The organism is Mesorhizobium sp. IMUNJ 23033 (assembly GCF_044778005.1).
Classification (GTDB): Bacteria; Pseudomonadota; Alphaproteobacteria; order Rhizobiales; family Rhizobiaceae; genus Mesorhizobium; species Mesorhizobium amorphae_A.
In genome coordinates this window covers 47818-67573 of the sequence record NZ_JBJACT010000024.1, presented here as the reverse complement: position 1 = coordinate 67573, position 19756 = coordinate 47818, and the positions used below count along the sequence as shown (strand labels likewise).

The 19756-nt window shown below is 60.0% G+C and carries 13 protein-coding genes; 8 read left to right on the top strand and 5 right to left on the bottom strand.

Going from position 1 to position 19756, the window contains the following annotated elements:
- Positions 1-23: 23 nt before the first annotated feature.
- The 4 genes from ACFX5Q_RS23670 to ACFX5Q_RS23655 all read left to right on the top strand — a co-directional run bounded on the left by ACFX5Q_RS23670 (position 24) and on the right by ACFX5Q_RS23655 (position 6138).
- Positions 24-215 carry a hypothetical protein gene (locus tag ACFX5Q_RS23670; RefSeq protein WP_404281917.1) on the top strand — a complete coding sequence of 64 codons (192 nt, stop codon included), beginning with the start codon at positions 24-26 and terminating at the stop codon, positions 213-215.
- Entirely contained in the window at positions 196-1347 is a 1152-nt protein-coding gene (locus ACFX5Q_RS23665; RefSeq protein ID WP_404281915.1) for an efflux RND transporter periplasmic adaptor subunit, read from the top strand. Before ACFX5Q_RS23670 ends, ACFX5Q_RS23665 begins: the two co-directional genes overlap by 20 nt.
- Positions 1344-4466 (top strand): efflux RND transporter permease subunit, encoded by a 3123-nt coding sequence (locus tag ACFX5Q_RS23660; protein ID WP_404281914.1) that lies wholly within the window; start codon positions 1344-1346, stop codon positions 4464-4466. The genes ACFX5Q_RS23665 and ACFX5Q_RS23660 overlap by 4 nt, the downstream gene beginning before the upstream one ends.
- Positions 4467-4596: 130 nt before the next feature.
- On the top strand, positions 4597-6138 hold the full coding sequence (locus ACFX5Q_RS23655; RefSeq protein WP_404281912.1) for an efflux transporter outer membrane subunit: 1542 nt from the start codon (positions 4597-4599) through the stop codon (positions 6136-6138).
- Positions 6139-6174: 36 nt separating this feature from the next.
- Here the strand turns inward: ACFX5Q_RS23655 and ACFX5Q_RS23650 are convergent, their stop codons facing one another.
- The 4 genes from ACFX5Q_RS23650 to ACFX5Q_RS23635 all read right to left on the bottom strand — a co-directional run bounded on the left by ACFX5Q_RS23650 (position 6175) and on the right by ACFX5Q_RS23635 (position 7794).
- Complete coding sequence (locus ACFX5Q_RS23650) at positions 6175-6447, bottom strand: DUF6074 family protein (protein ID WP_404282006.1); 273 nt, start codon at positions 6445-6447, stop codon at positions 6175-6177.
- 172 nt (positions 6448-6619) lie between these two features.
- Positions 6620-6916, bottom strand: a complete 297-nt coding sequence (locus ACFX5Q_RS23645) for a DUF982 domain-containing protein (protein WP_006201677.1) — start codon at positions 6914-6916, stop codon at positions 6620-6622.
- 133 nt (positions 6917-7049) lie between these two features.
- On the bottom strand, positions 7050-7286 hold the full coding sequence (locus ACFX5Q_RS23640) for a hypothetical protein (protein ID WP_404281910.1): 237 nt from the start codon (positions 7284-7286) through the stop codon (positions 7050-7052).
- A gap of 115 nt (positions 7287-7401) precedes the next feature.
- Positions 7402-7794 (bottom strand): hypothetical protein, encoded by a 393-nt coding sequence (locus tag ACFX5Q_RS23635; protein WP_404281908.1) that lies wholly within the window; start codon positions 7792-7794, stop codon positions 7402-7404.
- A 215-nt stretch (positions 7795-8009) separates the two neighbouring features.
- On the opposite strand from ACFX5Q_RS23635, the gene map reads away from it, so the two are divergent.
- From map to ACFX5Q_RS23615, 4 genes are all read left to right on the top strand, one after another.
- Positions 8010-8837 (top strand): type I methionyl aminopeptidase, encoded by an 828-nt coding sequence (gene map / locus ACFX5Q_RS23630; protein ID WP_192177701.1) that lies wholly within the window; start codon positions 8010-8012, stop codon positions 8835-8837.
- Positions 8838-8911: 74 nt separating this feature from the next.
- Positions 8912-9682, top strand: a complete 771-nt coding sequence (locus ACFX5Q_RS23625) for a TIGR01458 family HAD-type hydrolase (protein WP_404281906.1) — start codon at positions 8912-8914, stop codon at positions 9680-9682.
- 109 nt (positions 9683-9791) lie between these two features.
- Positions 9792-10412, top strand: coding sequence for a RadC family protein (locus tag ACFX5Q_RS23620; protein ID WP_404281904.1), 621 nt, complete (start codon positions 9792-9794; stop codon positions 10410-10412).
- A gap of 176 nt (positions 10413-10588) precedes the next feature.
- Positions 10589-11842, top strand: a complete 1254-nt coding sequence (locus tag ACFX5Q_RS23615) for a tyrosine-type recombinase/integrase (RefSeq protein WP_404281902.1) — start codon at positions 10589-10591, stop codon at positions 11840-11842.
- A gap of 545 nt (positions 11843-12387) precedes the next feature.
- On the opposite strand, the gene ACFX5Q_RS23610 is transcribed toward ACFX5Q_RS23615, so the two are convergent.
- Positions 12388-19755 (bottom strand): calcium-binding protein, encoded by a 7368-nt coding sequence (locus tag ACFX5Q_RS23610; RefSeq protein ID WP_404281900.1) that lies wholly within the window; start codon positions 19753-19755, stop codon positions 12388-12390.
- Position 19756 lies beyond the last annotated feature (1 nt).

The window sequence follows — 19756 nt, the reverse complement described above, 5'->3', positions numbered from 1 at the left end:
GCACGACAATGTGGGAAGCCTTGATGATGCTGCGGCTGATCGCGGCGATGGGTCCGCCGTCCCTGCCGATCGGTCATTTCGCTCGCGCCATGCCGCCGACCCTGCCGGCCGACACGCTGAAGGGCGCGGTCCGGTTGAGCTTCGCCGCCTACCGCCTGTCGCTTCCAATTTCCATACGTTTGAGCACCAAAGATCATGACCAGAAAATTGCGTAAGAGCCATCTTCTCCTTGTGGCCGTTTTGGTCGCAGCCGGCGTTGTCGCGGTGCTCAACGCCTATGGCCGCGGCTCGGCCGAACCCGCTGCGCAAACGGCCGCGCCGGTTCAGGCCGCCACGCTGACCGTTTCCGTCGAGACGGTCCGTTCCGATGCCATCAAATCTTCCGTCAGCGCCACCGGCACGGTCGCTGCCTGGCAGGAAGCAACGATCGGCGCGGAAGAGAGCGGCTTGCGCCTGACCGATGTCCTGGTTGCCGAGGGCGACCACGTCAAGGCGGGCGATGTCGTCGCGCGCCTCGACGCCTCGCTGCTCAAGGCCCAGCTCGCCGAGCAGAAGGCCGAGGTCGCGCAAGCCCAAGCGACGCTGGACTCGGCAGTCTCCGCCGCTGCCCGCGCCAACAAGCTGCTGGCCAGCAACGCTGTCAGCGCCGAGACCGCGGAAGAGAAAGCAACCGCCGTCAAGACCGGCCAGGCGCAAGTCGAACAGGCCGAGGCCGCTGCAGAGAGATTGCAGGCCGAACTCGACCGGACGACCATCCGCGCCCCCTTCGACGGCATCGTCTCCAGCAAGCCCGCTGTCGCCGGCTCGATCATCCAGGCCGGCACCGAGTTGATGAAGATCATCCGCGACGGCAGGCTGGAGGTCGGCGTCCTCGTCCCCGAAAAGGACCTGGCGGCGATCTCGGTTGGCAAGTCGGCGAGCGTCACCGACGCTTCCGGCCGCGCCTTTGCCGGCAGCGTTTCCTCCATTGCCGAGACGGTCAATTCGACCACGCGGCTTGCCACCGTTTATGTCGGCCTCGGCGAAGGCTCCGGCCTGAAGCCCGGCATGTTTGCCCGCGTGTCGATAGCCACCGCTGCCTCGCAGCAGCTCAGCGTCGCCGAGGCGGCCCTCGTCTGGCATGACGGCCAGCCGGCGGTTTTCGTCGTCGATGGCGCAGGCAAGGTCAGCGCGCGCTCCGTCGCAACCGGCGCACGCCAGAACGGCCGCGTCGCCATCGAGAGCGGCCTGTCGGCAGGCGACAGCGTCGTCGTCGCCGGCGCCGGCTTCCTCAGCGACGGCAATCTGGTTCGCATCGCCTCTGCCGAGGCCGACGCCTCCGCGCCCTCGACGGAGACAGCCCAATGAACGCCATTTCCTCCTGGTCGATCCGCAACCCGGTTCCGACCATCGTATTGTTCCTCTCGCTGACGATTGCCGGCCTCTACGGCTTCATGCAGTTGCGCACCAACAACATGCCCGACATCGACTTGCCGACGGTCACGGTGACGGTTGCGCAGCCGGGTGCCGCGCCGAGCGAGATGGAGGTGCAGGTCGCGCGCGTGGTCGAAAATGCCGTGGCGACGCTCGAAGGCGTCGACGACGTCTCGACCTCGATCAGCGAGGGTTCTTCCGTCACCACGGTCGAGTTCACCCTCGGCACCGACCCTGAGACCGCCACCAACGACGTCCGCAACGCTGTATCCGAAGTGCAGTCCAGCCTGCCGGCTGCGGCCCAGACACCGGTGGTGGCCAAGGTCAACGCGACGGGCAATTCGGTGCTGACCTATGTGGTCGAGGCGCCGTCCATGTCGCCCGATGCGTTGAGCTGGTATATCGACAACGATGTCGCCAAGGCCCTGCTCGGCGTCGACGGCGTCTCCAAGATCACCCGCTCGGGCGGCGTCGACCGCGTCATCCGCGTCGAGCTCGATCCGGATCGCCTGGCGGCACTCGGCATCAGCGCCGGCGATGTCAGCCAGACGCTCGCCTCCAACAACGTCAACCAGCCAGGCGGCCGCACCGCCATCGGCGGCCAGGAACAGTCCGTGCGCACGCTGGCCAGTGCCACGAGCGTCGAGGCGCTGGCCGATACCCGCATCGCGCTTTCAGGCGCCGGCGATGTCAAGCTCTCCGATCTCGGCACCGTGGTCGACAGCTGGGAAAAGCCGCGCCAAGCGGCCTATCTCGACGGCAGGCAGGTCGTGGCCTTCAACGTCTACAGGTCGGTCGGTTCCAGCGAGATCGACGTCGTCAAGGCCGCGCGCGCCACGATCGCCGAAATGGGTGCCAAGTCCACCGCGGCGAAATTCACCGAGGTCACCTCCTCGTCCGGCTTCGTGCAGGAAAGCTACGATGCAGCGCTCGAGGCGTTGTGGATGGGCGCCCTGCTCGCGGTCGGCGTCGTCTGGCTGTTCCTGCGCGATATCAGGGCGACGCTGGTGTCGGCGGTCGCCATGCCGCTGTCGCTGATCCCGACCTTTGCCGTGATGGCGGCCTTCGACATCTCGCTCAGCAACATCACTCTGCTTGCCCTGTCGCTGGTGGTCGGTATCCTCGTCGATGACGCCATCGTCGAGATCGAGAATATCGTGCGCCATATGCGCCAGACCGGCGCCAGCGCTTACCAGGCGGCGATCGAGGCGGCCGACGAGATCGGGCTTGCCGTGGTGGCGACCACAGCGACCATCGTCGCCGTGTTCCTGCCGGTGGCCTTCATGCCCGGCATTCCCGGAAAGTTCTTCCTGAGCTTCGCCATCGCCGTCTGCGTCTCGGTGCTGTTCTCGCTGCTGGTAGCGCGCATGCTCACACCGCTGATGGGCGCCTATCTGGTGCGTGCCGGCGGCCATAGCGAGGAGGATACGCCGGCCTGGGTGCCGAGCTATCTGTGGCTGTTGCGCAAGGCGCTCGACCACCGTTGGATCACACTGTTCGCCGGCATTGCCTTCTTCGCTGGCTCGATGGCGCTGGCAACGAAACTGCCGACCGAATTCATGGCGGCGACCGATCGCAGCCGCTCGATGATGTCCGTCGAACTGCAGCCGGGCTCGACGATCGAACAGACGACGGCCGTCGTGCAAAACATCACCAAGCGGCTCAAGGACGAGCCGGCCGTCGACAGCATCTTTGCCACCATCGGCACGGCTGCTGCCTCGGGCGGCGGGCCGAACCAGGGCTCGAGCTCGGCCGAGGTGCGCACCGCCACCGTCACCGTCAACCTCAAGCCGCGCGCAGAACGCACGGTCAGCCAGCAGGAATTCGAGGCCGAAGCCTCGCCCAAGCTCAACGACATTGCGGGCGCCCGCATCCAGTTCGGCGCCGACGGTTCTTCCGGCGCCAAAGTGTCGATCACCCTGGTCGGCGACGATGGCACCGCACTTGAGAAGGTAAGCGACGCGCTGATCGACCAGATGAAATCGGTCCCCGGCCTGATCAACCCGACCTCGACCGCCGCCACGACCAAACCGGAGCTCATCGTGCGTCCCGACAGCGCCAAGGCGGCTGAACTCGGCATCACGCCGACCGAGATCGCCGCGACGGTCAAGATCGCCACCATCGGCGACACCGACACCAGCCTGGCGAAATTCAATCTCGGCGACCGCCAGGTGTCGATCGTCGTCACTCTGCCCGACGGCGCCATCGACGATCCGGCCAAGCTCGCAATGCTGCCGCTGACCGGCAGCAAGGGCACCGTGCCGCTCGGCGCCGTGGCCGATATCGGCTTCAACGCCGGCCCGAACAGCATCACGCGGGTCGACCGCAGCCGCAGCGCGACCATCGAGGCGGATCTTTCCGGCCTCACCCTTGGCCAGGCGACCACGGCGATCGGCGCCTTGCCAGTCATGCAGAACCTGCCGGCCGGGGTGCACGAGCTGGCGCGCGGCGACGCCGCCCGCATGCAGGAGCTGTTCTCGGGCTTTGCCACGGCGATCGCCGCCGGCATCCTGCTGATGTACCTGACGCTTGTCCTTTTGTTCCGCAGCTTCGTGCAGCCGGTGACCATCCTCGTCGCGCTGCCGCTGTCGATCGGCGGCGCGCTCGGCTTCCTGCTCATCACCGGCAATGCGCTTGGCGTGACGTCGCTGATCGGCCTTTTGATGCTGATGGGCATCGCGGCCAAGAACTCGATCCTGCTCGTCGAATACGCTTTGGTCGCCGAGAAGGAGCGCGGCCTCAGCCGCTTCGAGGCGCTGCTAGACGCCGCCCGCAAGCGCGCCCGGCCGATCGTCATGACCTCGATCGCCATGGGCGCCGGCATGCTGCCGATCGCGCTCGGCATCGGCGCCGACGCCGAGACACGCGCGCCGATGGCCATCGCCGTGGTCGGCGGACTGCTGTCCTCGACGGTGCTCAGCCTCGTCTATGTCCCGGTGGTCTACACCTTCATGGACGACATCCAGCGCTTCTTCGCCCGCCATCTCGGCAAGCTGCTGGTGGAGCGATCCGACGCCGACCGACAGGTAGCGGACGCCAACACCGCAAGCTGACTGGACATCAATCAAGGCAGCCCGCCCAATCATGGCTTCGTTGTCGCCCGACAGCGGCCTCACGAATGCCCCGGCCGTATCGACGGATGCAAGGCAGGGGCCACGACCAATCCTAGTTGAGGGTAAGAGTATGACGCGTAAGGACTCCAAGAGCCGGACGACCGGCCGAAGCTCGGCGCCGGCCAGTCGGTCGACCTGGAGGCAGGTGAGCGCCGTGGCGCTGGCAGCGACCACACTGGCCGGCTGCGTCGTCGGCCCGGACTATCAGAAGCCCTTTCTCGCGATGCCAGCGGCTTGGAGCAGCCAGAAGAAGACCGCACCCGTCAAACCGGCGCAATTGTCGAAATGGTGGCAGCGGCTGCGTGACCCCGAGTTGGACGCGCTTGTCGAAGAAGCCGTCGCCGGCAATCTCGACGTCGCCACCGCCAAGGCCAGGATTCACGAGGCCCGTGCCAGCTACCGCCAGAGCGCCGCGACATTGTTCCCGTCCGCAGACAGCTCCGGATCCACCACGCGCAACAAGACGGCCGCGACCACTTCGGGCGGAACCGCCAGCGATGCGTACAGCCAGTTCCAGTCCGGCTTCGACGCCAGCTGGGAACTGGACCTGTTCGGCGCCAACCGCAGGAGCGTCGAGGCCGCCCGCTACGGGCTGGATGCCGCCCAAGAGGAACTGCGCTCGACGCTGCTGACCCTGGTCGGCGATGTCGCCTCCAATTACACCCAGGCGCGCGGCTATCAGGCGCGTGCTCAACTCGCCCGCCGCGCGGCCGCGTCGCAGACGCAGACGGCGGAGCTCACCCGCACCATGGCCGAAGCCGGCACGGCGACGGCGGCCGATGTTGCCAAGGCGAAGGGACAGGCGAGCAGCACCGAGGCCGACGTCCCGACACTGGAGGCGAGCTATGCCGAAGCGGTACACCGCCTTTCGGTGCTCACCGGCCGGCCGCCGGCCGCGCTGACCGAGCGATTGAAGCACAGCGCGCCGATACCCTCACCGCGCCTGCCCATCCCGACAGGCGTTCCCGCCGATATCCTGCTCTCGCGGCCGGATGTGCGCATGGCGGAACGGCAATATGCCGAGTACACCGCCAGGATCGGCCAGGCCGAGGCGGCGCGCTATCCGAGCGTCAGCCTGACCGGCGACATCGACACCTCCGCCTTCAAGCTCGGCGATCTCGGCAAGAACTCCACCATCGGCTGGTCCTTCGGGCCAACGCTCAGCGTGCCGCTGTTCAACGCCGGCAAGCTGCAGGCCGCCGTCGAAGTCGCCGAGGCCCAGCGCGACCAATATTTCATCGCCTACAAAGCCTCAGTCCTGACGGCGCTCGAAGACGTCGAAAACGCCAGCGTTTCGCTGACGCAGGAGCGCATCAGGAACGGCAAGTTAGCCTCTTCCGCGAAATCCTACGGCGACGCGGCGAGTCTCGAGCGGACGCTCTACAAATCCGGCGAGACCAGTCTCCTCGATGTGCTGGACGCCGAGCGCTCGCTCTATTCGGCCGAGGACGCTCTTCTGCAAAGCCGTGTCCTGATCGCCACCGACTATATCGCGCTCAACAAGGCGCTCGGCGGCGGCTGGGACGGCGCGATCGACAGCGCCAGACCCGAAATCGTCGACGCCAAGACCGGCCCGCGGCTGGCAGCGAAGAACAGGGACATCCAGGGATAGCCAATCTGCTTCGGCCAGCAGAGCAAATTGGACAATTCAGATTGGTGACGATCTCGCAGGCAGAGCAGTGGCCTCACTTGTCAGCACATGCATCTCTTTTTGCACAGCAGCGAAAAATCGGCGCACCTCGTTGCTGGCGGAAGCGGCATCGCGGCCGGACCCCATCGCAAGGTCGAGGAGTTCGCGCGCGGTGGCCTTCCAGAAGGATGTGGCCGTGTCGCCATGCAAATTGCCGAGCTTGGCGGCAACATCGCGAACCAGGACCATCTGCCGGTCTATTGGAAAGGCTCGCACGTTTGCTGACGACATCTTCTGGACCACGACACTGACGCAACGAATCACACGCTGCTCTACGGTCACAGGCCTAGCTGCGAGGTTGGAAACAGAACCTTAACGGCGAGGTCCATCGTTCAATTTGCGAAGGGACCGCGAAGTCGAGGCAATCGCAGCAGACGGACGACTGGAGCGCCAATTGCCCGGCCTAGATCCTCAGTCCCCTCGCCTCGCCGCCGCGCTTGCCGGGAACCATCATGTCCTTGGCCAGCAGGCCGCTGACGCGGCAGAACGTCATGAACGCCCGGCAGGCGTCCTCGGTCTTGACCACGTCCACCGTCGCGCCGAAGCAGGCGTTGAAGGCGGCCTCATGGATCTTGCCCTGCCGACGCGCCGGCCAATTCTGCAGGAAATCGAGCGCCTGTTCGACGCTGTAGATTTCCTCGACCGGCAAGCCGGGCGCGGGCGCAATGCGCACCGGCACCTCGAATTGCAATCTGTCCATTCCATCTCTCCCGAACCGGCATCACCGTGCGGCAACGCCGGTCGTCGTGAAAGGTTGCTCTGGCCGGCTTCTGGCGCAGGAATGTGTCGTCAGTGCGGTCGATAGCCGCAAGAAGCCCGGCCGAACCGCGGGCTCATTGGTTTGCCGGGTCGGTTTCGGCGTCATAGGCCATGCGAACAACGACCGTCAGGACATAGAATGTCGGCACCGCAAAGATCGCCGCGAAGACCAGCGCCGCCGTTCCTGTCATGCCAAGCGTTTCGGCGATCGCCCAATAGACGGTGCCGATGCAAATCAGCGCCTGCACCGAGAGAAACAAGGCGGCCGAAACGGCACGCGAGAGGGTTTTGAAGGTTTTGATACGTTGCATCTGGAGGCTCCGGAAATGACGCGCCGCGCGGCCGGTGCACGGCCTGGGCCGCCGCACGGGTCACGACGCGAAATGGCTATGAATGGGGTCGAAACGCGCGGTCCGCGACCGCCAGTTATGCTGAAGGCGGCGCGCGCGGCTGGTTGGCTCTCTTGCGCGGCGCAGGCACGGTCGCTGATACGAGCACTGCCCAGGCCGAAGAGAGTTGATCGAGCGGAAGGAACCCGGCCTCCGGCAGAAGGGTGTTCGCGTCACCGCCAACGAACTTGGCCGGCAGCGGCCGGGCGGCCCGGATTTCGGCCGCCTTCATCTTGCCGGTGACGCGCAGCAGCGCCACCGCGTCGCCCTGCCTGGCCGCGCTGATAGCGGCGCCGCTCGACGCGACCTTCCTGGAAGCCGTCGCGTCCGACTGGGCCAGGCATAACAGCGACAGCAACAGCAGCGCCATCAGGCCCGAGCAGGCGGCCCTGATCGGCGACAGAAATGATGTTGCGCGCTTGGACGCCATCAGGGGCACGGGTCTCCGAATGTTGCCTAACCCACAGGGCCGCAAAAGGAAAGCGGAGCAGCCAGACAGTCTGGGGTCCATAAAGGCAAGAATATCGCCAGGCTACGCCTGCCGCCGGCAGTTCCTCCTTGAACCTTGCGGCTTCCGGTGCCAAATCTGGGGAGATTTTCGCGCCGGCTCATTTTTGGAGCCACCCAATCGACAGACGGACAAGAATGGTCACCTATCTCGACGCCGCCACGGCACCGCTCAGGAACACCGGCCAGATACGCCTCTATGGCGAAGAGGGTTTTGCCGGCATGCGCAAGGCCTGCGACCTCACCGCGCGCTGCCTCGACGAACTGGTGCCGATGGTCGAGCCAGGCGTCACCACGGAGACAATCGACCGCTTCGTCTTCGAATTTGGCATGGACCACGGCGCGTTGCCGGCGACGCTCAACTATCGCGGCTACACCAAATCGTCCTGCACCTCGATCAACCACGTCGTCTGCCATGGCATCCCCGACAACAAGCCGTTGAAGGACGGCGACATCGTCAACATCGATGTCACCTATATCCTCGACGGCTGGCATGGCGATTCTTCGCGCATGTATCCGGTCGGCACCATCAAGCGCGCGGCCGAACGGCTGCTCGAGGTCACCCATGAATGCCTGATGCGGGGCATAGCGGCGATCAGGCCGGGCGCCCGCACCGGCGCCATCGGCGCCGCCATCCAGACCTATGCCGAGGCAGAGCGCTGCTCGGTGGTGCGCGATTTCTGCGGCCACGGCGTCGGCCAGTTGTTCCACGACGCGCCCAACATCCTGCACTATGGCAGCGCCAATGAAGGCGTAGAAATGCGGCCGGGCATGATCTTCACCGTCGAGCCGATGATCAATCTCGGCCGCCCGCACGTAAAAGTGCTGTCGGACGGCTGGACGGCCGTAACACGCGACCGCTCGCTGTCGGCTCAGTACGAGCACACGATCGGCGTCACCGAGACCGGTTGCGAGATCTTCACGTTGTCGCCGAAAAAACTCGACCGCCCCGGCCTGCCGGGCTGATGAATATCGCCCAAAAGCCTGACTGACATCCGCCCGGCTTTGACGCAGGGCGAACTTCTCGCCATGCTGAGGCGATGACCCGAGGCGTGCTGCTCGATCTCGCAGGCGTCATCTATGATGGCGAGACCGCCATACCAGGCGGGGTGGAAGCCGTTGCGCGTTTGCGCCAGGCCGGCCTGGCCGTGCGCTTCGTAAGCAATACGACACGTTCGTCGAAACAGACGGTCCTCCAACATCTGGAAGCGCTGGGACTGACCGTCACCAAAGCGGATGTTTTCACGCCGGCGCACGCGGCGCGCGAATGGCTTCTTCGCAATGGTCGTGCGCCATATCTGTTGGTTCATCCCGGCCTTGAGCCGGACTTTTTCGAATTGCCGGTTCGCGACAAGCGCGCCGTCATCGTCGGCGATGCCGGCGAGGCCTTCACCTATACGGTCCTGAATGATGCGTTCCGCGAGTTGAACGCGGGGGCCGAACTGCTGGCCCTCGCCACCAACCGGGCGTTTCGGGATGCCGACGGTGCGCTCAGCCTCGATGCAGGGCCGTTCGTCACGGCATTGGAATATGCCTCCCTGAAACGCGCAACCGTTCTCGGCAAGCCGTCGCCGGCATTCTTTCTGTCGGCTCTGGCAAGCATGAACTGTCCGCCGGATCAGGCGATCATGGTCGGCGACGACGCCGAGGCCGATATAGCTGGCGCCCTGCGCGCCGGAATTTCGAGCGCATTGCTGGTGCGGACGGGCAAATACCGGCAAGGCGACGAAAAACGCTTTGACCCGCGCCCGACCGAAACCTTCGCCGATCTCGCGGCGGCAGCCGACTGGATCATTGCGCGCCGAGACTGACTGCGGGGGATCGGCGTCTGGCGGCTCTTTTGAAAACCATCGCGAGCCGGTTTCCCCTTTTAGAATCATGCTCTACTGTCTGTTCCGGTCAGTCGGATATGGGCGTTCGATGGGGAAAAACGGCGACGACGAGCGGGGATACTTCTCCGAGCGGTGGAGCGAACCGCCGGCGAAGGCCGCGGCGGTGGAAAAGCCGCACTATCACGGCCATCGCGACCGCCTGCGTGAACGGTTCACGGCGGCTGGGCCCGACGCCCTGCCCGACTACGAGCTTCTCGAACTCCTGCTCTTTCGCCTGATCCCACGCGTCGACACCAAGCCGATCGCCAAGGCGCTGCTTTCGCGCTTCGGCACGCTGGCCGAGGTGCTTGGCGCGCCGGTGGCGCTGCTTCAGGAGGTGAAGGGCATTGGCCCATCGGTGGCAGTCGATCTGAAGGTGATTACTGCCGCCGCGCAGCGCATGGCGCGCAGCGAAATCCGCGGCCGCGAGGTCCTGTCCAACTGGACCCAGCTTCTCGACTATTGCCGCTCAGCCATGGCCTTCGAGAACCGCGAGCAGTTCCGCATCCTCTTCCTCGACAAGAAGAACGTGCTGATCGCCGACGAGGTGCAACAGATCGGCACCGTCGACCACACGCCGGTCTATCCGCGCGAGGTGGTCAAGCGAGCACTGGAACTCTCGGCCAGCGCCATCATCCTGGTGCACAATCATCCCACTCACGCCTTTTAGATCACGCTCGATCACGATCTAGCACATTGAAGAATAACGATTTTCCGGCTTGTCGTACAGTCGGACATTGTGGCATATTGGGGTCGGTTTTACGGGATCTAAGCCCGTTTTGAGCCCAACCACAGACCCCTACTACCCGTCAGCCGATCCCACTCGAAAGCCTACGGGAGACGCCATTGCCAAGCCTTACCGATGAAGAGATTCGCCGCGCTTTGAAGCAGGTCGAGGAGACTGAAAAGCAGCAGAACCTTGTCGATGGCGAGGGCCACGGAACAGGCCGCCTCGTTCTTGTGATAAAGCCAATGCCGACCCGCGTAACGGCGGACTGGATGGCCCAGCAATGGCGAGACCAAAAGCGTCTCAAGAAAAAGCTCGGCTCGTATCCGTCAATGGGCCTCAGCCAGGCCCGCGAGATTTTCAGACGCGACTTCGCCGACATGATCCAGAAGGGACGCAGCATCAAGATTGCGGGCGACACGCGACCCGGCACGGTCGCCGATCTGTTCGAGGCTTACGTCGCGTCGCTTAAGGCAGATGGAAAACCGTCCTGGAAGGAGGCCGAAAAGGGGTTGAACAAGATCGCCGATTCGCTCGGTCGCAGCCGCCCTGCCCGCGACATCGAGCCTGATGAAATCAGGGACATCATTCGCCCGATTTATCAGCGAGGCAAACGGTCCATGGCCGATCATGTTCGTAGCTATGTTCGATCGGCCTACAGTTGGGGGCTGAAATCCGAGCATGACTACCGCTCAACCTCGGTACGTCGCTTTCGTCTCATCTACAATCCGGCTGCTGGTATTCCGACCGAACCAAAGAAAGTTGGAACGCGTTGGTTGGACGAGGAGGAATTTGTCCGTCTCTATCGCTGGCTCGAATCTCCCGATGCGCCGGTCCACCCCCCTTACACGCGTGCCGTAAGAATTCTGATGCTGACCGGCCAACGCGTCGAGGAGATCGCTCGGCTACATGTCGATCAATGGGATGCGGCCGAGAGCATCATCGACTGGTCCAAGACCAAGAATGGAAAGCCTCATGCCATCCCTGTGCCCAAGATCGCGGCCGAGCTTATAGGGTCGATCAAGCCGAATGAATTTGGTTGGTTTTTCCCATCCGCAACCGACCCGTCCAAGCCTGTCAGCCATGGAACGCTCTATTCGTTCATGTGGCGCCAGCGCGATCGGGAGGTCATCCCCGTCGTGACAAACCGCGATCTCAGGCGAACTTGGAAGACGCTTGCCGGCAAGGCAGGTCTCTCGAAAGAGATCCGAGATCGATTGCAGAACCACACTCTGCAGGACGTCAGTTCCAAGAGCTACGATCGCTGGAATTACATGCCGGAAAAGCGCGCTGCCATGGCCCGATGGGACAAGTTTGTCCGCGAGCTTCTGACGAAGAAGAAGCGTAAAGCCGCGCTCAAGGAAGCTGCATGAGCTAACGATTGCTTTTCCTCGCTGGCATCCTCGTCGCTAGCACCGGCGGGGGCAAAGCTTCACCATAGGCGCCAAAACGAATCTACGCGTGCTTCTTAGGCCCCGCCTCTTGGCCAGACCCGCTGCGCCCCTTCGTCTCGCCCAGGCAATATCCTCTCTCATCAAGCCGTCTTGCGTTGAGCCGGCACCGCCTCACCGGCCGTCGCGCTGTCATTTTAATGCCCTGAGGCGCATGCTCATGGAGCGTTGCAGACTTTCAGTCTGCAGCACCCGAAATTATTAACGATTCGGCCGGGCTCATTCCTCCCTGATGTGAAGGCTGATATCCGCGGAACGACGCGAGCGCACCTACGTCTGTTTGCGTGGCTCCTCCCGTGCGATGATCGACCAAGCAGCTTGGGCAAGGACCTGACCCGTATATAGTCCTTCACTTCGGACAACGTCTTCACTAGAGCTGCGGCGTTACTGGTGGTTCCAGACACTCTGGTTACCCTTCACGTTGACCTATTTCCCGAGGCAAGGACACCGCGGCTTGCCCCTATCCGCTATGCATGCCATGCAGACGCGACCACATTCTGTAGTGTGGGATCGTTGGGAAGCAGCGTCGTACTCAAGGCCGTCGGGTCGAAACTAGGATTGTTTGACGCATATGTCGCCATCGCCTGAACGAGCTGAGCAACTTGAGAATCCAAGTTTAGGCCGTCGGCCGTCCGAAATGACTGTACCTGGGCTCGGTCGTTTCCGGCGAACCAGTCCTTGACAGTCAAGTGGTCAGACGAACCAAGCAGATCGATCTGCAGATCGTTACCGCTCTGCGCGAGCCAAAGCCGCTCATCGGTGATACCGGCCCCGAAATCGACCTCTCCCTGTGGGGCCGAAGTTCCATCGGATGCAAAGTTGTCGATGACGGTCTGTCCGAAGGTGGCGCCGATCTTGTAAACATCATATCCACCACCACCGGTTAGAACGTCGTTACCGCTGTTCGCAGTGATGGTGTTGCCGCTCGCGTTGCCATTGACGATCACGGTAGCTCCCTGTCCAGCCGCATAGTCGCCTAAAGCTAGGGCGCTAACGCCGCTGCCTAAAGTCAGAGCAAGACCCGACGAGCCTCCCATCGGTATGACGGTGAGATCTTCGGTCTTCACTGTAGCGCCTAGATAGTGCCCGGGAGCAATCAGGAGTGTTTCGCCATTCACGGACTGATCTACCGCCATCTGCACGGACTGATACCCGCCGATACCCGCACCGAACTGATCAACCAGTTCGAACGCCTGATCCGTGAACTGAACACGCTCAACATTGCGCAGTATACTTGTCTCACCTCCTACTATGACCGCCCATCCTCCGCCTGAGAAGCCAAAGACCGCAGACGAGCTCTGTACCGAGCCAAAGTCGACAGTGTTGGACGATCCGACGATGCTGATGCCATCATTGAACAAGATCTGAGCCGCAGCCGCACTCAATGTCACGTTACCAGTCGTCGACGTAATCCCGGTGTAGCCGGCGGTTGCCAGCGCGTCGGCCTGTCCCTGCGTAATAGCAGCAATAGCGGCCGCCGAATCCTGGACATTGACCACACCGCCGGATGGCAAGACTGGGTCGCAACCGGCCTCATGCAAACCCACTGCCGCTCCAATTGTCAAACCGAGGCTGTTGTCCGAACAGGAAATTGACGTCATTCCTTCGTTTGCCAACACCGAAATTTGTGCGGCGGTAAGCCCTCCTAAGGCTGCCGCACCGTCCACGATTGCAAGCGTGTAGGAGCTGGCAATTTTGGCGAAGACCTCTGAGCTGGCGAGGGCCTGCTGGACCGACAGCGTAAAATCTGCATCATTGCCAACCAGCGATATCGACGAAATCGCGGTATTTGCGCTTAGCGCCGCGATATTCGCGAAGATATTTTCTGCTGTATCCGATACAACGATGCCATAGTTTGTATTGGTAATCGCCGAAAGAACGAATACATCATCCGCAACCTGCGCGGCATTCAAATTCAAGATCGGTGTTCCAGTGTCAGATAGGTATATCGAGCTAAACGCTCCCTGTTCATTGAGCTGATCGATATTTGAGGCGATAGCAGCCGCTGTATCTACAATCTCCACGCCGTAAGACAAGTTGGTAATTTCTCCGAATACAGACGCGTCCTCGATGTCCTGCCGCGCAGTGACCACAACAGTCGGCACGCCGGAATCTATGAGTGTGATCGAGCTGATTTTCGTATCCGCATTCAATGCATCTATGTTTTGCGACACGCTGTCGGCAGTATCTTGGATAGCTATCGAAAAATTCGAATTTGTGATTTTTCCTAACGCCTGCGTGCTCTCCAGTGCTTGCCTAGCGGTGAGTGACATCGGCGCCAAAGCACCGTCGATCAGCGTTATAGCCGACACATTTCCATTCGTATTAAGTCCATCGATATTGCTCGACACGGATGCTGTGTTGTCGAACACGGAAATTGTATAGCTGGTATCCGTGATCAAATTCAGGGTGGCCGCATCGTCGGCTGCCTGTTGTGCCGATAAAAAGAGCGGACCTCCGCTGGAAAGCGTAATCGATTCGATTTGACTATCGGTTGCGATGGCATCGAAATTTGCAGACACCGCCGCAGCGAAATCGACTACAGCGATCGAATAGGCACTGTTCGTTATTCTGGCTCGAGCCGTGATATCGTAGCGCGCCTGTGCAGCCGTGAGGTTGAGTACCGGCACACCGGTATCCGTCAATGCAATTGAAGAAATCCGGGAATTCGAGTTCAAGGTATCAAAAACGGCCGATACATTCGCGGCGCTGTCTGTCACTGCGACAGTGTAACTCGGATTTGTGATGTCGAAACCGCGGGCCGCCTGAGCTGCATCGAAAGCGACAACAGGGCTACCGGAGTCTACCAAGGTCAGGTGGATTGGCGTGCTGACCTTGTCAAGGACGTCCGCATACATTGACAGCTGCGCGGCGCTCAACTGCAAGTTCGCGATGCCTGTGTCGGTTAGTTGGATGGCATAGCTCGCATTGCTTATACGCTGAACCAACGAAATATTATCGTTGAGCTGCTGAGACGAAAGCTTGAGAACAGGAACATGACCGGCATCTGTCAGCGTGATCGGACCTACCCGGACGTCCCCATTCAACGCATCGATTTGTGCGGCAATATTGGCCGCACTGTCGTGGATCGCAAGCGAATAAGATTCGTTCGCGATCGCGTTGAAGACTTGCGGTGTATTGAGGGCTTGATATGCGTTTATCTCAAGAACCGGCACGCCGGAGTCGGTCAGGTCGAGCAGATAGGACGAATTGGCTATCGCTGCGAAAGTCTCGAAATTTGCAGACAATGCCGACGCGGACAACGAAAAAGTAGGCGCTACCTGATCCGTCAACTGGATGGCGTAGGATGGGCTTTTGACCACTGCGAGCAAATCCAGACCGTCAATGAGCTGGGCTGAGCTCAGTCCAAGCATCGGCATCCCTGAGTCGGTAAAGACGATTGTCGAGATCCGGCCTGTAGCGTTTAGGGCATCGAAATTCGTGGCGACATTCGCGGCGCTGTCCGCGACAACGATAGAAAATGCCGCGTTCGATATCTTTTCGATTACCGCTGCGTCCTGCACTATCTGAGCTGTGGAAAGCGTCAGGAAATTCTGATCGTTCACGAATATCGCTTGCACGGAAGAATCTGCATTCAGTGCCGCAAGGTTCGACGTAATGTTTGACGCATTGTCAGAAACCCCAAGCACATAATTCGGATTTGTAACCGCAGCGAGGACGCTCCCGTCAGTCAAGGCTTGCGTCGCGGTAAGCATCACCGGCAAGGCGTCCGTGAGCGTGATAGAATATGACCCCGATGCCATCCGTGCAAAGATATCAACGTCAGCCGCCAGTTGAGATGAACTTAGGTAGAATGTAGGCGGGCTGGGATCGATCAAGGAAATGGTAAAGCTATCGTAGTGCATTGCGTTCAAAAGCGACATTCCAGATAGAACCTGGCTCGCGGTCAGGCTCAAGACCTGAGAATCGGAAAATGACACGCCGTCAATCCCTGGAAGAGAGGCTAGCTGATCGAAATTTCCCGCGATATTGGACCACGTGTCGTCGATGTACACTGATACTGTTGCTGTGGTTAGCGTACTCGTCGCAGCGACAACACCAATCGCATCACTGACGCTCGCATTGTCAATTTCAAGCGTATAATTCGAGACGATATTTGACAAAACGGCGATATCGCTATTGGCTTGATTAGCGGCGACATACAGATACGGATCGGAATCGATCAGCGTAATTGACGAAATATTCGAATTGGCATTCAAAGCGTCCAGATAGTTGGATACATTCCACGAATAGTCGTGAACAGTAATGTCATAGCCGGCGTTTGCGATCAGGGCTAGGGCAGTACTGTCATTGGTTACCTGGGACGCATCGAGCGAAAGCGTCGGGGTGCCTGTATCTGTCAAAATGATGGCACTGATGCCTGACGACGAGTTCAGTGCATCAAATTGCGATGAAACGTTTAGCGCCGAATCCACGACATTGACGGATATATTCGAATTGACGATCGCCGACAGCACGCCGGCGCCAGAGAGAAATTGCGCTGCGGTCAAAGTGAGCGTTGGCGTCTGCGCATCAGTCACATTGATGCGGAACGAGCTCGTGATGTTGCGAAGGACTCCGATCCCGGACGATACTTGAGCCGCGGTAAGATCGAGCGTCGGAGTCCCGCCATCCGTCAACGTGATGGCATAGTCCTGGTCCGATATCTTCTCCAATGTGCCCAGGTATTGCTCGATCTCCGGCGAGGCCAGCGCCAAGGTTGGCGTCCCCGCATCGGTTAGTTCAATGACCACAATGTTCGGATCAGAACTCAGAACATCTAGAGCGGATGCTATGTTCGAAGCTGTATCGGAAATTAGGATGCCCTGTCCTGACGCGTCGAGGCTCGCTTGATTTGCGAGAAACTCGGCGACCGTAGGATCGATAGGTCCGTTGTTTGCAGGCAGGTAGGCAGACGCGTCTAACGTGGGAGAGTTTGCATTGCCAAATACCCCAACTTCACCGTAATTTCCGAAAATAGGATCATACGTCGACGCACCAGGGATTTCAGTATTGACTCCAAATGTTCCCTGGCCAAATCCACCGACAAATAACCCTGTGTGTGGGAGGATATGCGCAGGCCAAACCCAGTCTAGCCAATCCGCATTGTGAACCAACAGACCTTCATAACTACCAGCGCCGTCCTGCATATCGCCGCTTTCGAAGCCGTACTGATCCACATACTGCCAGAAGGCATCGACGGCGTATGGCCCGGACATCATGCTATGAACGCTGAAATCGACGGAGCCGTAGTCATAGATGTTCGTGGTATCCGTATCGACGGGGTTGATTTTTGTGCCGTTGTACTCAAGTATGTCATCTTGATTTGGATTCACTATTACAATCAGATTTTGACCTGCGAGATTATCTAAACCACCGACATCGTTCTCCGCATATCGCGGATATGCGCTGTCAAGATACGCTTTCAGTTTACTCGTATCCAGTTGTAGGAAATTCTGCTCAGTCAGCCCGGTCATTGTGATGCACATCACCGCGGTGCTGCTATCCGCCGTGCTGCCATTGAAATTGTAGACGTTACCGCCGCTACCGCCCCAAAGCACCGTAAACGACGCTTCATCGCTGTTATTAAGCTCAAAATCGCCATCGCCCCCGCTCTCGATCAACAACGGCGCGCTGCTTCCCCTACTGTAGTTGACGTTAAACGTGTCGCCACCGCTGTTGCCATCGATCTTGCTAATAGACGAATTGGTGGAGCCGGCGGGCACGTCTATAGTAATCGTATCAGCTGTTTTAGTTCCGATGAGTTTGTCAAATCCAGAAACTGTTATATCGGAACTTGCTTCGTTACCCTTATCGTTATGCGAGAATGTTATGTCTGAGCCTTTTATCTCGCCATTTTCGTATTTTGTTGTGCTTTTTATTGCACTTCCTACGTTCGAAAAATCGAGAGTTCCGCCATCTGGTGCTTGAAGATCTACCTTGATGCTAATATCATCAATCTTCACATCAGCATTGGCGCCAAATTTTATGCTGCTCACGTCATAAAGGTCGTCCTGGGGCGGTGGCTCGGTGCCAGGGTCAGCAGGCAATGACTTCACAATAAGCACTTCATTTTGTCCAAAAGTGCCTGCCTTGAGCTCAAATGTATGTGGGTCGTCCGCTAGGTCGAATTTTGTGTAGTCCACCGTGACATCACCCGTGCCACCGACAACGATATTATTGCCTCCACCAAGTGAGATTGTCTCGTCGCCGACTTGACCGATGACAATATTATCGCCATCACCAACGTCGATCAACGAACCTCCGATGATCAGATTATCTCCATCGCCTGCGGTAACGGATCCACCGTCGTTCCCACCGATAAGAATGGCTCCACCGGTATCGCCATCACGATCGTTCGGCACGTCTGAACCATCTACGCTGCCAGCGGATGTAAGCGCTATAAGAATTTTGGTGGCGTCCGAGGCGATCTGTTCGATCGTGTCCATTTGAGACTGAAGGAACATGAATTCTACGGCATCCGCGCCAGCTGCCACCAAATCTACAACGGCCTCTTGGGAAACTGCATCAGCGAAATCGATCGCACCAGCGATCTTAGGCGATGCCTGCGAGTTGGTGGCGGTCCATTTTGACGGATCAAGATCGACGCTGAGAATCCCGCCACCGGTTGAAAACGCACCACTTAAGAAGCTGCTGTTTGTTTGACCACTGGCCGCCTGGTCGCCGGCATATTGCACCAAAATTTCGGCAAGCGCGTTTTGGACATCGTATCCGCCAAGGATGCCTGTGAGCAGTCCCGCACTGACCAAACTTCCCAGCTTGTCCGCGTCGGCGAAGAGGGAACGAATGCCAGTGTCACCGAATGGCATATAGCCGCTCTCCAGTGCCGAATAGGCTATTTCAGCCATCATTTCCGCGCTCGAAGTATACCACCCTCTTGCTGTCCCCGAGAGCTGTACTTGGTTCGCAATGGTGTCATTGAATAGAGCGCTGTAGAGCTGCAGTCCGATGCTTGCCCAAGCTGTTTCCTGATTCACGTCGGCGTAAAGCAGCAGCACCATCAACGACTGACTGTGCAAGTTCGTGGGGGATACTGGGGAACCCACGTTTGACGACAGGGTCTGCGAGATTCCGGTGGAATTGTCTAACACGACGCCACGGGCAGCCAATGCGGCTGCAGTCAGTGGATCAAGCCCTTGAGCAAGAAACGCCTGGAGGGACAATTGGCCAGTGGAGGCGCGAGGCCCTGTCGCGACCTCGCCGTATGTAATGAATTGCCGGACCCCCGCGGACGAACTCGGCAGCGCTTCATAGTTGTTCCCAGTCATAGGGTCATGTCCGGAAAACACAAAAGCAGGCGACGTCATTCCCTGAGCGCGGTCGAGCGATACGATTTGAGCGACCACGCCTGTTCCAAATGGCATGTTGTTAAAGACGTCTGCGGAAGCGCCCACAATATCGCTCACAAATCCCGCCAGGCCCCCGCCAAGGGAATGGCCTGTGAGCTGAATATCCTGTCCGCCAACGCCGCCGGCAAAGTTCTGTTCAACGTAGGCGTAGAAGTTCAGGGCCTGCTGCGCCTGACTAGCCTGCCCGAGCCCCGCGCTGAGCGTCCAGCCGAAGAGGACGTCACGCCAGTTTGGGAGACCGTCGAAGGTCGTACCACGGTAGGAAATGACGGTTTCGCCGTCCCATTGATAGGCGACAGCATAGAAGCCCGTACTCGCGTTAGGCAGAGCAACTGCGATGGTGGCATCACCTATCGCTGTGCCGGGCGCAGCCGAACTTCCTGCGAAGGTCATGCCGGGATTGTAACCCCGGTTGTAGGCATCGAGTGCCAGAATAGCGAGAAACAGATCAGTCTGCGTTGCCATT